The organism is Dokdonella soli, assembly GCF_039523175.1.
Lineage (GTDB): Bacteria > Pseudomonadota > Gammaproteobacteria > Xanthomonadales > Rhodanobacteraceae > Dokdonella_A > Dokdonella_A soli.
Window position 1 is genome coordinate 206,716 of record NZ_BAAAEU010000004.1, and the last position, 14,985, is coordinate 221,700.

16 protein-coding genes are annotated in these 14,985 nt (G+C 66.1%); 7 read left to right on the forward strand and 9 right to left on the reverse strand.

Translation table 11 applies throughout. From position 1 onward, the window contains the following. Window positions 1–3 precede the first annotated feature (3 nt). On the reverse strand, window positions 4–486 hold the full coding sequence (locus ABD002_RS04470; RefSeq protein ID WP_343787585.1) for a YajQ family cyclic di-GMP-binding protein: 483 nt from the start codon (window positions 484–486) through the stop codon (window positions 4–6). Window positions 487–646: 160 nt separating this feature from the next. Between ABD002_RS04470 and ABD002_RS04475 the strand changes: the two genes are divergently transcribed. Then, window positions 647–1,894 (forward strand): FAD-dependent oxidoreductase, encoded by a 1,248-nt coding sequence (locus tag ABD002_RS04475; protein ID WP_343787587.1) that lies wholly within the window; start codon window positions 647–649, stop codon window positions 1,892–1,894. 139 nt (window positions 1,895–2,033) lie between these two features. Further along, window positions 2,034–2,765 carry a phosphodiester glycosidase family protein gene (locus ABD002_RS04480; protein WP_343787589.1) on the forward strand — a complete coding sequence of 244 codons (732 nt, stop codon included), beginning with the start codon at window positions 2,034–2,036 and terminating at the stop codon, window positions 2,763–2,765. A gap of 306 nt (window positions 2,766–3,071) precedes the next feature. Here ABD002_RS04480 and ABD002_RS04485 read toward each other — a convergent pair whose 3' ends face one another. Further along, window positions 3,072–3,656 carry a DUF1415 domain-containing protein gene (locus ABD002_RS04485; RefSeq protein WP_343787591.1) on the reverse strand — a complete coding sequence of 195 codons (585 nt, stop codon included), beginning with the start codon at window positions 3,654–3,656 and terminating at the stop codon, window positions 3,072–3,074. A gap of 3 nt (window positions 3,657–3,659) precedes the next feature. After that, the gene (gene dbpA / locus ABD002_RS04490; RefSeq protein ID WP_343787593.1) at window positions 3,660–5,033 is read right to left on the reverse strand and encodes an ATP-dependent RNA helicase DbpA; all 1,374 of its coding nucleotides are present in this window, start codon (window positions 5,031–5,033) and stop codon (window positions 3,660–3,662) included. A 118-nt stretch (window positions 5,034–5,151) separates the two neighbouring features. On the opposite strand from dbpA, the gene ABD002_RS04495 reads away from it, so the two are divergent. Together ABD002_RS04495 and ABD002_RS04500 are read left to right on the forward strand one after the other, a co-directional pair. Continuing rightward, complete coding sequence (locus ABD002_RS04495; RefSeq protein ID WP_379988909.1) at window positions 5,152–6,054, forward strand: 1-acylglycerol-3-phosphate O-acyltransferase, YihG family; 903 nt, start codon at window positions 5,152–5,154, stop codon at window positions 6,052–6,054. Between the two features lie 93 nt (window positions 6,055–6,147). Then, entirely contained in the window at window positions 6,148–7,002 is an 855-nt protein-coding gene (locus tag ABD002_RS04500; RefSeq protein ID WP_343787595.1) for a PA4780 family RIO1-like protein kinase, read from the forward strand. A 167-nt stretch (window positions 7,003–7,169) separates the two neighbouring features. Here the strand turns inward: ABD002_RS04500 and ABD002_RS04505 are convergent, their stop codons facing one another. The 3 genes from ABD002_RS04505 to ABD002_RS04515 form a co-directional block, all read right to left on the reverse strand. Further along, the gene (locus ABD002_RS04505) at window positions 7,170–8,351 is read right to left on the reverse strand and encodes a BaiN/RdsA family NAD(P)/FAD-dependent oxidoreductase (RefSeq protein WP_343787597.1); all 1,182 of its coding nucleotides are present in this window, start codon (window positions 8,349–8,351) and stop codon (window positions 7,170–7,172) included. A 4-nt stretch (window positions 8,352–8,355) separates the two neighbouring features. Further along, a complete protein-coding gene (locus tag ABD002_RS04510) occupies window positions 8,356–8,916 on the reverse strand; it encodes a YaeQ family protein (RefSeq protein WP_343787599.1) in 561 nt (186 codons plus the stop codon). Window positions 8,917–8,982: 66 nt separating this feature from the next. After that, a complete protein-coding gene (locus tag ABD002_RS04515) occupies window positions 8,983–9,327 on the reverse strand; it encodes a YkgJ family cysteine cluster protein (protein ID WP_343787601.1) in 345 nt (114 codons plus the stop codon). Window positions 9,328–9,408: 81 nt separating this feature from the next. Here ABD002_RS04515 and ABD002_RS04520 point away from each other — a divergent pair, with 81 nt between their 5' ends. Next, on the forward strand, window positions 9,409–10,305 hold the full coding sequence (locus tag ABD002_RS04520) for a pseudouridine synthase (protein ID WP_425545122.1): 897 nt from the start codon (window positions 9,409–9,411) through the stop codon (window positions 10,303–10,305). Between the two features lie 15 nt (window positions 10,306–10,320). On the opposite strand, the gene hutI is transcribed toward ABD002_RS04520, so the two are convergent. Next, window positions 10,321–11,544: an imidazolonepropionase gene (hutI, locus tag ABD002_RS04525; RefSeq protein ID WP_343787603.1), complete on the reverse strand. Its 1,224-nt coding sequence runs from the start codon at window positions 11,542–11,544 to the stop codon at window positions 10,321–10,323. Continuing rightward, window positions 11,541–11,753, reverse strand: a complete 213-nt coding sequence (locus ABD002_RS04530) for a hypothetical protein (RefSeq protein WP_343787605.1) — start codon at window positions 11,751–11,753, stop codon at window positions 11,541–11,543. Before ABD002_RS04530 ends, hutI begins: the two co-directional genes overlap by 4 nt. A gap of 64 nt (window positions 11,754–11,817) precedes the next feature. Between ABD002_RS04530 and ABD002_RS04535 the strand changes: the two genes are divergently transcribed. Next, window positions 11,818–13,227, forward strand: a complete 1,410-nt coding sequence (locus ABD002_RS04535; protein ID WP_343787607.1) for a formimidoylglutamate deiminase — start codon at window positions 11,818–11,820, stop codon at window positions 13,225–13,227. Here ABD002_RS04535 and ABD002_RS04540 read toward each other — a convergent pair. After that, window positions 13,188–14,147: a LysR family transcriptional regulator gene (locus ABD002_RS04540; protein ID WP_343787609.1), complete on the reverse strand. Its 960-nt coding sequence runs from the start codon at window positions 14,145–14,147 to the stop codon at window positions 13,188–13,190. The genes ABD002_RS04535 and ABD002_RS04540 overlap by 40 nt on opposite strands. An 80-nt stretch (window positions 14,148–14,227) precedes the next feature. On the opposite strand from ABD002_RS04540, the gene ABD002_RS04545 reads away from it, so the two are divergent. Beyond that, complete coding sequence (locus tag ABD002_RS04545; protein ID WP_343787611.1) at window positions 14,228–14,974, forward strand: SDR family NAD(P)-dependent oxidoreductase; 747 nt, start codon at window positions 14,228–14,230, stop codon at window positions 14,972–14,974. Window positions 14,975–14,985 lie beyond the last annotated feature (11 nt).

Below are 14,985 nucleotides of genomic sequence, written 5' to 3' on the forward strand. Positions count from 1 at the left end.
CGATCAGTCGCGGAAATTGTCGAACTGCAGCGGCACCTCGAGCTCGCTCTTGCGCAACAGCGCGATCGCGGTCTGCAGGTCGTCGCGCTTCTTGCCGGTGATGCGCAGCTTGTCGCCATTGATCTGAGCCTCGACCTTGAGCTTGGCCGCCTTGATCTGCGCAATGATCTTCTTCGCGATCGGCTGTTCGATGCCCTGCTTGACCGTGATCTTCTGCTTCGCGGTCGCGAGGTTGATCTCCGGTTCGGCGACGTCGAGGCAGCGCACGTCGATGCTGCGCGCGGTCAGGCGCGCGCGCAGGATGTCCTGCATCTGCTTCAGCTGGAAATCGCTCGGTGCGGAGGCGGTGATCACGAAGCCGTCGAGTTCGAAACTGGCGTCGCTGCCCTTGAAGTCGAAACGGTTCGACAGCTCGCGGTCGGCCTGGTCGACCGCGTTGGTGAGCTCGTGCTTGTCGACCTCGGAGATCACGTCGAAGGAAGGCATGGGATTGGGTCCGCGTTGGCGACAGCCGACATTCTAGCCACAGTATGTGCGACGCCGCGAGCCGTCAGGCGGCGGACTCGGGGGCGAGTGGTGATTTTCGGATGCGATCGTGTAGAGTAAATCGTCCACTCGTGTACACGTACACCGCGGAGAGCGGTCCTTGGAAAATGCAGAGCAGGAACTGACGGTTCGTTGCTGTATCGTCGGCGGCGGCCCGGCCGGCATGATGCTCGGTCTGCAGCTCGCGCGCGGTGGGGTGCAGGTCCTGGTCCTGGAGAAACACACCGATTTCCTGCGCGATTTCCGCGGTGACACGGTTCATCCCTCGACGTTGCAGATCATCGACGATCTCGGTCTGACCACACGCTTCAATGCACTGCCGCTGCAACGCGAGAGCACGCTCGCCATACAGTTTGCGGATGGCATGCTCGCGTTCGGCGATTTCAGCGGGCTGCGGCCGTTTCCGTATATCGCGCTCGTCCCACAATGGGATTTCCTGGACCTGCTCGCCGACGAGGCGCGTCGCTGCGCGAATTTCGAGCTGCACATGCTGACCGAGGCAACCGGGTTGATCCACGACGGGAATGACGCGGCAGGCCGCGTGGTCGGCGTGCGTGCACGCACGTCGAGCGGCGCGACGCTGACCATCCATGCGGATCTCGTCGTGGCCGCGGACGGCCGCGATTCGGTGCTGCGCAAGGCTTCCGGTTTGCCTTCGCGTGATCTGGGCGCGCCGATGGACGTACTGTGGTTCCGGTTGCCACGCGAGCCCGGAGATCCGGGCTACACGCATGGCGTGGCCGGACGAGGTCAGTTCATCGCGATGATCCAGCGCGGTGACTACTGGCAGGCTGGCCTGGTGGTCGCGAAGGGGCGTGCCGAGGCGCTGGCCGCCGCGCCGATCGCTGAATTCCGAGCACTGCTGGCGCGGACCGATCCAATCCTCGCGAAGCGAGTCGGCTCGCTGGAATGGAGCGATGTGCACAAGCTGACCGTGCGCGTCGAACGCCTGCTGCGCTGGCATCGTCCGGGGTTGCTCCTGATCGGCGACGCTGCGCATGCGATGTCGCCGATCGGCGGCGTCGGCATCAATCTCGCCGTCCAGGATGCAGTCGCGACCGCCAATCTGCTGGGTCCGGCACTGCGCGGCGACGCGCCGATCGAGGACGTGCAGCTCGCTGCCGTGCAGCAACGCCGTGAATGGCCGACGCGCGTGATCCAGTTCATTCAGACGCAAATGCAGCGACGCTTGATCGCGCCGGCTCTGGAGGCGCGGGGCGGTCCTCCGAATGCACCTGCCATCCTGCGTGCTCTCTCGCGCTTGCACGTATTCCGCGCGATTCCGACCCGAGTGTTCGGCCTCGGGTTTCGCCGTGAACGCGCGCAATTCGGCGTGCGTTCCGAATGAAGCACGCGGTCGCCATGGATATCCCTTGCGCCATAGCGGATGTGTTCATCAGCGTCCGGGCCGTTTCGGGGAGAATCGCGGAATGAAAGGACGCATAGCTTGTCGGTTCGGGGTGGCTTGTCTGGTCCTGATCTGCACAATGGCATCGGCGGTGGCGCAACCGCTGAGTCGCCGCGTGCACTTCGACGCTGCCGACTTCCGTGTCGTCGAAGTCGATCTCGCGCATGACCGGCTCGAGCTGCATTGGCGTGATGCGCAAGGGCAACCATTGGCGAGCATCGACGGGTTGCGCCACTGGGGGGACGGGCAGGGCCGCGAGCTGCTGTTCGCGACGAACGCGGGCATCTATGATCGGCAGTTCCGGCCGCTCGGCCTGTATGTTGAAGAGGGCGTTGCGCTACGCCCTCTGAACACCGCACGCGGCAGCGCAGGTGCCGGCAACTTCTCGATCCAGCCGAACGGGGTGTTCTACGTGGACGCGCGGAACCACGCGGGTGTCGTCGCGACGTCGGACTGGCGCGAACGCAGGATCGAGGCGCGGTTGGCGACGCAGTCGGGGCCGATGCTGGTCGTCGATGGCGCGATCAATCCCGCCTTCGACGAGCAATCCGACAGTCTGAAATGGCGCAGCGGAGTCTGCGCAAGAGCGCCGCAGCAAGTCGTGTTCGCGGTCAGCGAGGCGCCGGTGACGTTCCATGCGTTCGCGCGCCTGTTCCGCGACGAACTCGGCTGCCGCGACGCGCTGTATCTCGACGGCACGCTGTCGCGGATCTACACGAAAGCCGATGGCTACACCGGCGCGGCGGCCGTGATGGTCAAGCCGTACGCGGGGATGTTCGCGGTGTTCGTCGACAGACGCGCAACGGAGTAGCCACTGCCGCTGCGGAGCGATGCGCCCCGCGCGACATCTGAGACGCGGTCAATGCCCTTTCGCGGCCTTCTTCGCGTTCTTCTCCGCTTTCTTCTCCTTCATCGTCTTTGCCGGCTTCTTCTTGTCGCTCTTTTTCTGGTCCATGCCCTTGCTCATCGCGGCCTCCTCGGCTCTCGTGGACGGAACGGATATTGGGTGCGGTGTATCGCACAGGGCAAATCCTAGCCACTTTTGTGAAAGCGTCAATGTGTCGCGGTAACGGCGCGCCTGGCGCGATCGGTCGTGCCGCCGATGCGCGGTGCTGCTTCAGGGCTGGTCAACCCACATCGCTTGCCAGCCTGCGGCACCGAGTTTGCGCAAGGTCTCGATGTTGCGGCGATAGATCGCGTCGGTGTCGGCCATCGAGGCGACGGCCTGGTCGATGCTCGATTCGCGGAGCAAGTGCAGGATCGGGAACGGCGAGCGGTTCGTGCAGTTCTCGACCGCATCGGCCGCCACGTCTGCGAAGCGATAGTCGGGGTGGAAACTCGCGATCTGAAGTTCACCCTCGAGTCCGATGTGGCGCAGCACGGCGTCTGCGACATCGAGGAAATCGTTGAAATCCGCGAAGTCGCCGAGCACGAACGGATGGATCAGCAGGGTGGTTTCGCAGGCCTGCGGATCCGTGTCCTGCAAGCGCTGCAGTTCGTCGCGAAGATCATCGGCGAGGCGGGTCGTGTCGCGCGCATGGCTGACATGCAGGCGCAGACGTTGCTGCACGAACGGCGCACGTGCGAAAGGGCACAGGTTGAGACCGATCACCGCGCGTTCGATCCAGCGCTGCGTCGCGGCGATCACTGCGGCGTCGGTGAGAAGCTGTTCCGCTGGAAGGCTCGGCGAAGAACCGCTCATCGCTCAGATCCTCGCGACACGCACGTTGCGCCCCTTGATCTTTCCCTCCCGCAGGCGCGTCAACGCCTTGCCGGCATGATCGCGCCGGATCGCGACGTACGCGCGCGTCGCGAACACATCGATCTTGCCGACCGCATCCGCGGGCAGCCCGGCGTCGCCGGTCAGTGCGCCGAGGATATCGCCCGGGCGCATCTTGTCGGTGCGTCCGGCGTCGAGGCGCAGCGTGACCATCGCGGCCTGCAGCGAGTCGTTTCCCTTGCCGGCGAGCGCTTTCGGCTGCAACCAGCGCAGCGGCGTGCCCTGGCGTGTTTCCAGCGCCAGCGCACGCGGCATCTCGCGCGGCGTGACCAGGCTGAGCGCGAGACCGCCGCGACCTGCGCGTGCGGTGCGGCCGATGCGGTGCAGGTAGATGTCCGGATCGGGCGGCAACTCGTAGTTGATCACCGCGCCGAGCTCCTTGATGTCGAGGCCCCGCGCGGCGACATCGCTGGCCACCAGCACGCTGCAGCTTCGGTTCGCGAAGCGCACCAGCACTTCGTCGCGGTCACGCTGGTCGATGTCGCCGTGCAGCGCCAGCGCAGTGATGCCGGCCTTGCCGAGCGATTCGGCCAGGTCGTCCACGTCGCGCCGCGTGTTGCAGAACACGACACTGGATTCGGGCCGGTACTCCTGCAGCAGCGCCGCGAGCGCAGCCGGTTTGCGCGCAAGTTCGACCTCGAAGAACACCTGCTCGACCGCGGGCTGCTCGGCATGCGCAGCAACCGTGACCTCGAGCGGATCGCGCATCAGGTCGCGGCCGATCGTGCGGATCTCCTCCGGATACGTCGCCGAGAACAGCAGGGTCTGGCGCTGCTTCGGCGTCTTGCCGACGATCTCGCGGATCGGCTCCTCGAAGCCCATGTCGAGCATGCGGTCCGCCTCGTCGAGCACCAGCGTGCGCACGTGCGTCAGATGCAGCACTTTCTTGCGCAACATCTCCTGCACGCGTCCCGGCGTGCCGACGATCACATGCGAATCCTTGCGCAGGGATGCGAGCTGCGGTCCGAGCGCGACACCGCCGGTCAACAGCAGCACCTTGAGGTTCGGGATCGCGATCGCGAGCCGGCGGATTGCCTTCGCGACCTGGTCGGCCAGCTCGCGCGTCGGGCACAGCACCAGTGCCTGCGGACGCACATGTGCCGGGTCGAGCCGCTGCAGCAGGCCGAGCCCGAACGCGACGGTCTTGCCGCTACCGGTTGGCGCCTGCGCGATCAGGTCGCGCCCGGCCAGGATCGCGGGCAGGCCTTGCGCCTGCACCGGCGTCATCTCGGTATGGCCGAGACCTTCGAGTGCCTGCAGCAGGGCGGGGGAGAGAGGGAGCGAGGAAAAGGTGAGCATGCGACATGATCGCAGTTCCCGGACGGTGGCGCATGTAATCGCATACGCCGGCCTCGCAACCTGGCCCGCTCGCGGTTAGGCTGCGCCGCTGGTCCCTGCCACGAGCGAACCGTTCCGTATGCGAATGCCATTGTCGCTCTGGCTACGTGTTCCGCTTGCCACGGTGCTGATCAGTGCGAGCACGCTGGCGCATGTTGTGCCACTGTTCGCGGTCACGCTGGTCAAGGCCCTGCTGCCGCTGCGCTTGGTGCGGCGGATCTGCAATCCGATGCTGGCAGGGATCGCCGAGAGCTGGATCGGCTTCAACAGCCGGCTGATCGGTGTTTTCACGCGGACTCGTTTCATGATCGAGGGCGATCACGACTTGCACAGTGATGGGCACTATCTGGTGATCGCCAATCACCAAGGTTGGGTCGATATCCCGGTGTTGCAGAAGGTGTTCAACCGGCGCATTCCGCTGTTGCGCTTTTTCCTCAAGAGCCAGTTGTTCTGGGTGCCGCTGATGGGGTTGGCGTGGTGGGCGCTCGATTTCCCTTTCATGAAACGTCATTCGCGCGAAGCCGTCGCGCGACGGCCAGAGTTGGCTGGCCGCGATATCGAGGCAACACGGCGGGCTTGCGCGCGCTTTCGGGAAATCCCGGTGTCGGTGATGAATTTCGTCGAAGGCACGCGCTTCACAGAAGCCAAGCACGCAGGGCAGGAGTCTCCGTATCGCTTCCTGCTGCGGCCGAAGGCGGGTGGCATCGCGTTCGTGCTGGATGCGATGGGTGAGGGGCTGCAGGCCATCTTGGACGTGACCGTGGTCTATCCGAACGGTCGACCGAGCTTCGCGGATCTGTTTGCGGACCGCGTCGGCGAGGTTTCGGTGAATGTGCGCGAGCGACCGATCCCCGCCGAGTTCATCGGCGCCGACTACCAGAACGATGCCGCGTTCCGCGAGCGCTTCCAGATCTGGATGAACGCGATCTGGGCCGAGAAGGACGCCCTGATCGCGCGGTTGCACGGCGTCGAAGTCGGCTGAATCGGCGGTTTGGGCGCTCCACAGGGTAAACTGGCCGGCTGCGTCTGCGCCGCCCCGTGGCGCTTGACCTTCGCTCCACTGCCCAAGAGTTCCATGAAAACACCGCAAGGCCTGCAGGCGCTCATCGACGATGGCGTCATCGATGAAGTCATCCGTCCGCTCAAGAGCGGCAAGGAGGCGTCTGTCTACGTGATCCGCTCGGGCGATGAAATCCGCTGCGCCAAGGTCTACAAGGACATGCGCCAGCGCAGCTTCCAGGCGCGTGCGCAGTACCAGGAAGGGCGCAAGGTGCGCGGCAGCCGCGAGGCGCGCGCGATGAGCAAGAGCACGCGGTACGGCCGCAAGGAGCAGGAAACCGCCTGGAAGAACAGCGAGGTCGATGCGCTGTACCGCCTGGCGGCTGCCGGCGTGCAGGTGCCCCGGCCGTACGGGTTTTTCAATGGCGTGCTGGTGATGGAGCTGGTCACGGATGCGGAGGGACGTTCCGCCCCGCGTTTGGGCGAGGTCGAGCTTTCAGCCGAACAGGCGCGCGCTTACCACACGTTCCTGATTCGCCAGATCGCACTGATGTTGTGCGCCGGCCTGATCCACGGCGATCTTTCCGAATACAACGTGCTGGTCGCGCCGCACGGCCCGGTCATCATCGATCTGCCGCAGGCGGTCGATGCGGCTGGAAACAACAGCGCCCTGGCGATGCTCGAGCGCGATGTGGCCAACATCAGCGCGTGCCTCGGCCGATTCGCACCGGAGTTGCTCGCCACCGACCATGCCCGGGAGATGTGGGCGCTGTTCGAAAACGGTGAACTTCGACCGGACAGCGAGCTGACCGGGCTGTTCGCGCATGACGAAACGCCGGCCGATGTCGCCGCCGTGATGGACGCCATCAACGACGCGCGCGCTGAAGCGATCATCCGCCAGCAGGGGCGTGAGGCGGCGGCTGCAGAGTAGCGACACGGCGCGTTTTGAAGCCCTCCCTTCAAGGGGCGAGTCGGGTGGGGATGGTGTTCGCCGTAGGCATCGCGGTAGGCATTTGTGCCACTTCCCCTCACCCCGACCCTCTCCCCGGAGGGGAGAGGGAGAACAACCGCCACCTCTCACCGGAGAGGGAGTAGCGCTCAGACTGCTCCGCCGCAAGCGTGTCCCGAAGCCCACGCCCATTGGAAGTTGTAGCCGCCGAGCCAGCCGGTCACGTCGACGACCTCGCCGATGAAATACAGGCCCGGCACACGTTTCGATTGCATCGTCGTTGAAGACAATTCATCGGTGTCCACGCCGCCGAGCGTGACTTCGGCGGTGCGATAGCCCTCGGTGCCGCTCGCGACCAGCGGCCAGTCGCCAAGCAGATCCGCGATCGTACGCAGCTCGGCCTCGTGGTACTGGCGCATCGGCTTGTTCGCGAGCCAGTGCTCGCACAAGCGCTGTGCGAAGCGTTTCGGGATGCAATCAGCGAGCACCGTCTTCAATTCGCTCGCAGGGCGCTCGGCGCGCTGCATCTGCAGCCATGTGAACGTGTCCTCGTTCGGCAGCAGATCCAGGCGCAGGTCGTCGCCGGGATTCCAGTACGAGGAAATCTGCAGGATCGAAGGCCCGCTGATGCCGCGGTGCGTGACCAGCATGAAGTTGCGGAAGCTCACGCCATTGCAGCGCGCCTCGACCGGCAGCGCGACGCCGGCGAGATCGGCGAGGCGTTCCTGGTGCTTGCCGCTCAAGGTCAGTGGCACGAGGCCGGCGCGCGTCGGCAGCACGTTGTGGCCGAACTGCCGCGCGAGCTCATAGCCGAAACCGCTCGCTCCCATGCTCGGGATCGACAGGCCACCGCTGGCGACGACCAGCGCCGGCGCGGTGAACGCGCCGCGCGCGGTGTCGACGTGAAAGCCGGCGTCGCCATGGCGCACCTTTTCTATCGAGCAGCTCGTCTCGATGCGCACGCCGGCCTCCGCGCATTCGTCGAGCAGCATGCGCACGATCTGCTTCGAGGAATCGTCGCAGAACAGCTGGCCGAGTTCCTTCTCGTGGTACGCGATGCGGTGGCGCTCGACCATCGCGATGAAATCGGCGGGCGTGTAGCGGGCCAATGCGGACTTGCAGAAATGCGGGTTCGTTGACAGGTAATTCGCCGGCGTCGCGCCAGTGTTGGTGAAATTGCAGCGTCCGCCGCCCGACATCAGTATCTTCTTGCCGACGCGGTTCGCGTGTTCGACGACCAGCACGCGCCGACCGCGCGCGCCTGCCGCGATCGCGCACATCAGGCCGGCCGCGCCGGCGCCGACGATCAGGACGTCGAATGATTCCGCCATGCGCTCAACGGGTCGTCGCGACTGGGGCGATGCGCACGATCGGATCGAGGCTGATGGCGGCGCCGTCGTCGCCAAATATCTGCACCTGACCATCCTGGATCATGCATTGCAGGCGCATGCCGCGATCGGCCGACGCGGCGAGCGCGTCGCTGGCGGCCGTGGGGATATCGATCACGGTGAGATTCTTTGCACGCGACAGCGTCGCGCTGGTTTTGTCCCACCACAGATCTGCGGCACGGCCCCCATAGTTGACCACCACGACCTGGCGCGCTCGGCCGCACGCCTTGCGCACGCGCTGCTCGTCAGGCTGGCCGAGCTCGATCCACTGCTCGATCTCGCCGGTGCGGTCCTTGCGCCACAAGTCCGGCTCGTCGTCGCTGCTGATACCCTTGCCGAACTCGAGGCGCTCGTCCGCATGCAGCGCGAACGCGAGCACGCGCACCATCAGGCGCACGGCGGTTTCGGACGGATGCCGCGCCAGCGTCAGAGAGTGGGTCGCGTAGTAGTGGCGATCCATGTCGGTGATCTGCAGCTCGACCTTGTAGATGGTGGCGTTGAGCGCCATGCCTTTCGTCCCTGGAAACAAAGCGGCGATTGTAGGCGTTGCCCGTCCGGCGCGGGTCGCGCATCGCTACGCGCAGTCGATCACGGTGACCGGAATGGAGGCGCCCGATTCGCCGAACCATGCCGCGCGTTCGTCGCGGCAACCGTCGCCGCCCATCGCGAACGCGGCGCAGATCTGCGGGCGGCGCGCGTAGATCGTGCAGCGCATGCTGTGCCGGTCGAGCGCCACGCACCAGCCATCGTCGGCTTTCGCGACGATCTCCAGGCCATGTTCGTCGCGATCGCTCGCCCACAGCGGAACCGAGTCGCCGGGCAGCAACAGCACGGGCAGCCGGCAGCAGACGGCCTCGCAGTCGGCGCAGCGGATCGCGGGGTCGATGGGTTCGGCGTGGGAATGGGAATCGGTGTACATGACCGTCCATTATCATGGTTTCCGCGGCCCGTGATGTTACGGGCCACCTTCCGCACCGACCGATCAGCGAGCAGAGGCTGCGTGCCCGGACAATATCCCTTGCGCAATGGCGTGGCGGCGAGCGCGCTGCAGCTTCCGCCGGGCGCGTGGTCGACCGTGCTCGATTGCCTGTGCGCGCATTTCCCGGCGATCAGCCGGGAACGGTGGCTGAGCCGCATCGAGCGTGCGCGCGTGCTGGATGCGTCCGGCGTGCCGATCGACGCACACACGCCGTACCGGGTCGGTATTCGCATCCACTACTACCGCGAAGTCGCGTCGGAGGCGCCGATTCCATTTGCGGAAACAGTGCTGCATGCCGATGCGCATCTGGTCGTCGCCGACAAGCCGCATTTCCTGCCGGTGACGCCGGCCGGCATCCACGTCGAGGAGACCTTGCTCGCGCGCTTGATCCGGCGCCTCGGCAATCCGGAGCTGGCGCCTTTGCATCGCATCGACCGCGGCACTGCGGGGCTGGTCCTGTTCTCGGCGGATCGCGACAGCCGCTCGCACTACCAGGCGCTGTTCCGTACCCGCCGGATCGAGAAGCGCTATGAGGCGTTGGCGCCGGCGCTGCCGCAGCTGACGTTCCCGCTCACGAGGAGCAGCCGCATCGAGGCCGGCGAGCCGTTCTTCCGGATGCGCGACGTCGCAGGCGTACCGAACGCCGAAACGCGCATCGAAGTGATTGCGTGCGAGGGCGACATCTGGCGCTATGCGCTCTATCCGGTCAGCGGACGCAAGCATCAGCTGCGCGTGCATATGGCGGCGCTCGGCGCCGCGATCGTCAACGATGATTTCTATCCGCGGCTGGCCGACGCGCGTGCTCCCGGCAGTGCCGACGACTACAGCCGGCCATTGAAACTGCTGGCGCAGGCCGTCGACTTCATCGATCCGCTCAGCGGTGCGGCACGGCGATTCGAGAGCCGGCTGAGCTTGTAATTCACGCCGGCCCGTTCAGACGCATCGCCCGGCGATGCGGACTTCCCGCGCCAATGCGCCGCCGATCCAGTAGCAGAGATCCGCCGGACGCTCGACGCCCCAGACCACGAAGTCGGCGCGTTGGCCGACCGCCAGCGTACCGCGATCGGCCAGACCGAGCGCGCGCGCCGCGTTGATGGTTGCACCACGCAATGCTTCCTCCGGTGTCAGGCGGAACAGCGTGCAGGCCATGTTCATCGCCAGACGCAGCGACAACAGCGGTGAGGTACCGGGATTGAGATCGGTCGCGATCGCGATCGGCACACGATGCGTGCGAAACGCGTCGATCGGCGGCAGTTTCGTTTCGCGCAATGCGTAGAACGCACCCGGCAGCAGCACCGCGACGCTGCCGGACGCAGCCATCGCGAGCACACCGGCTTCGCTGGTGTATTCGAGGTGGTCGGCCGAGAGTGCGCCGAATTCCGCGGCGAGCGCGGCGCCGCCGAGATCGGACAGCTGATCCGCGTGCAGCTTCACGCGCAAGCCCAGTTCACGCGCCTTCGTGAACACGCGGCGCGTCTGCTCCGGCGTGAACGCGATCTTTTCGCAGAACGCGTCGGCCGCGTCGGCAAGCTGCTCGCGAGCAATCGCCGGCAACATGACCTCGCAGACCTGAGCGATATAGTCGTCCTGGCGCCCGGTGAATTCCGGCGGCAATGCGTGCGCGCCAAGAAAGGTCGTGCGCACGCCAATGCCGAGTTCGTCGCCGATGCGACGCGCGACACGCAGCATCCGGCGTTCGCTGTCGAGATCGAGGCCATAGCCGGACTTGATCTCGAGCGTTGTCACGCCATCGGCAAGCAACGCGCGCGCACGCGGCAAGGACTGCGCGAGCAGGGCGTCTTCATCGGCAGCGCGCGTCGCACGCACGGTCGACATGATGCCGCCACCGGTGCGCGCAATCTCCTCATAGTTCGCGCCGTTCAGGCGCTGCTCGAATTCACCGGCGCGATCGCCGCCGAATACCAGGTGCGTGTGGCAGTCGATCAGGCCCGGCGTGACCCAGGCGTTGCCGGCTGATGCCACCTGCGCCGCGAGCCGATCCGGACGATCCGGAAGATCCGCCTGTGCGCCGGCGAACGCCAGCACGCCATCCTTCCACGCGAGTGCGCCGCGTTCGATCGCGCCGTAGGGCACGCCGTTGTCGGTCATCGTTGCGAGCCGGCAGTCCAGCAGCAGTCCGTCCCAGTGCATGCTCATCCGGCGGCTTCCTTTGGGGACAAATCGGATTTCGACCAGGTGTTGGCCTGCTCGAACTCGGCGACCAGGGCCGCCACGCTCCAGAAAACGATGCGTTGCCGCCGTTGCAGCGGTAACGGCCACTCGTGTTGCGTAAACCGTTCGATACGCGTGGTCGGTTCTGCTTGGTTCATATCCGCTAGTGTCGCGTCTGCGCGCGCGCGCGCCAAGCGATGGGGTGGAAATGACGCCGTTGCGCGGCTAGGCTCGCCGCTCCGCCCGCACGGATTGGTCATGGACGTCAGCCAGCATTTCGCCGATCACGCCTGGTTGCCGCACGGCTTCGCGGCGGACGTGCGCATCGACGTCGACCGGGGGCGCCATCTGCCCGGCGCATTGCTCGCCGTCGAGGCGGGCGCCCCGCGCGCAAACTCCGCGTACCTCGGTCGCTACGTCGTACCCGGCATGCCGAATCTGCATTCGCACGCGTTCCAGCGTGCGATGGCCGGACTCGCTGAGAGGCGTGGGGAAGGCGAGGACAGCTTCTGGAGCTGGCGCGAGGTGATGTATGCGTTCGCCGGGCGCATCGGACCGGACGACCTGCGCGCGATCGCGGCGCAGCTGTATGTCGAGATGCTGAAGGCGGGCTACACGCAGGTCTGCGAGTTCCACTACCTGCATCACCAGCCGGACGGAAAGCCCTATGCCGATCCGGCCGCGATGTCGCTGGCGCTGGTCGAGGCGGCGCACGAGGCGGGCATCGGCCTGACCCTGTTGCCGACGCTGTATATGACGGGTGGCTTCGACGGACGTCCGTTGACCGAGCGCCAGCGTCGCTTCGGCCACGATGTCGACGGCTATCTGTGGCTCGTCGAACAGTTGCGGGCGCTGGAGGCGCCGATGGTGCGCGTGGGCATCGCGCTGCATTCATTGCGTGCGGTGCCCGAGGATGCTCTGCGCGCGGTCCTCGACACCGATATTGCGCGCAGCGGGCCGATCCACATCCATATCGCCGAGCAGATCGGCGAGGTGCAGGACTGTCTCGCGATCCGCAACGCGCGTCCGGTCGAGTGGCTGCTCGATCACGCCGCCGTCGATTTTCGTTGGTGCCTCGTGCATGCCACGCACATGACCGAGACGGAAACACGGCGTCTCGCCGCAACCGGTGCGGTGGCAGGTCTCTGTCCGACTACCGAGGCAAATCTCGGCGACGGGCTGTTTCCGCTGAAGGCGTACCTCGATGCCGGCGGTGCGATCGGCATCGGCTCGGACAGTCATATCTCGGTGTCGCCGGTCGAGGAACTGCGCTGGCTCGAGTATGGGCAACGGCTGATCACGCGTCATCGCAATGTCAGTGCGAATGCGACGATGCCGAGCACTGGCGAGATGCTGTTCGCACGGGCTCTCGCAGGTGGCGCGCAAGCTGCTGGCGCAGCGGTTGGCCGACTCGAAGGCGTTGGCCCCGAGTCGTCGTCGCACGGCTCACGTGCCGACCTCGTGGTACTCGATGACGCCTCACCGTTGCTCGCCGGCCGCGATCCCGCACATGTCGTCGACACGTGGCTGTTTGCTGGCAACACGAACCTCGTGCGCGACGTGATGGTCGCCGGCGACTGGGTCGTTCGCGATGGCCGTCATCGCGACGAGCAGCGCATCGCCACGCGTTACCGCGAGGTCGTCGAGCGACTCGCGCGCACGGGCTGAAGCGGCGCGTTCAGGCGCGCGCGCAGGAAGTCGGCAAACACGCGTAGTTTCGGCGCGAGCTGAGCGCGACTCGGGTAGTAGAGGTAGAAGCCGTCGTACGGCGGCAGGAACGCATCGAGCACGCTGACCAGGGTTCCTGCCGCGAGTTGTTTGCGCACCAGCGGCTCCATCGTGTGCACCAGGCCAACGCCATGCGTTGCGGCACGCAACAACAGCGAGTGGTCATTGCAGATCACGCTGCCTTCGACCCCGATCTCGAACCAGCGCCCGCGTTCGCAGAACTCCCACCGATAAGTTGCGCCCCCCAGCGAGAAGCGGGAGCGCAGGCAGTTGTGCGACTGCAGCTCGCGCGGATGCTGGGGCGTTCCACACTGGGCGAAATAAGCCGGCGCCCCGACCACGACCGAACGCTGCGCGCCGCCGAGCGGCAACGCGACCATGTCGCGCTGCACCTTCTCGCCGAGCCGGATGCCGGCATCGAGACCCTGGGTCACCAGATCATTGAGCGAACTGTCGACATGGATGTCGAGGCAAATGTCCGGATAGGCCGCGAGGAAATCCGCCAGATGCGGTTCCAGCAGCGCCGGCACGCCGACCTGTGGCGCGGTGATGCGCAAGGTGCCGGCGGGCCGCTCGCGCTGCTGGCGCAGGTCGCCGATCGCGGTATCAATCTCGGAGAGCGCGGGTTCGACGCGCGTAAGCAGCGCGGCGCCGGCCTCGGTCAGTCCGACGCGGCGTGTGGTGCGGTTGAGCAGGCGCACGCCGAGCCGGGTCTCGAGCCCGCGGATCGTCTGCGACAGCGCGGACGGCGAGACTTCCAGCTCGCGCGCGGCGCTGGTGAAGCTGCCGTGTGCAGCGACCCGTGCGAACGCGAGCAGCGCGGGGAGCTGGTCCGGAGTGATTGTGAAGGAGGGCTTCATGACGCATGCGCATCGTCGGGGTTTTTCGACGCAGTCGCAAGGCGCAGGATACGCGTCCTCTCGTTGCAGGAATTCCCACGATGAAAACCCTCGACAGCCGTGTGGCGCTGGTCACCGGAGCCTCGTCCGGCATCGGCGAGGCGACCGCGGTCGCGTTGGCCGAAGCGGGCGCCAGGGTCGCGATCGCGGCTCGCCGGCGCGATCGCCTAGACGAACTCGCGAATCGCCTACGCAAGCTCGGCGCCGAACCACTGGTGCTGGAGGCGGATCTGCTCGACGAGCACGAAGCGCAACGCATCGTCGCCGAGACCGAGGCCCGGTACGGCAGACTCGACATCCTCGTCAACAACGCCGGTGTGATGTATCTGGAGCCGGTCGCCGACGCCGATCTCGGTCGCTGGCGCCGCATGCTGGAATTGAACGTGCTCAGCCTGATCGCGTCGACGCAGGCCGCATTGCGCGGCATGCGCGCAAGGGGCAGCGGCGACATCGTGAATATCGCCTCGACCGCGGGTCGCGTCGCGAATCCGAACGGCGCTGGCTACTCGGCGACGAAGTTCGGCGTGGTCGCGTTTTCCGAGGCGTTGCGTCGCGAGGTCCATCGCGACGGCGTGCGCGTCAGTGTCGTCGAGCCCGGCGCTGTCGCAACGGAATTGCGCGATCACATCGGCAATCCGGCCGTGAAGGAGGCGATCGAAACCTGGGCCGAAAGCCTGCGCCAGCTGCAGCCGGCCGACATCGCCGAAGCCATTCTGTTCTGTGTAACCCGGCCGTCGCACGTCAGCATCAACGAGGTGCTGATGCGGCCGACCGATCAGGAACGTTGACAAAGGAGCTT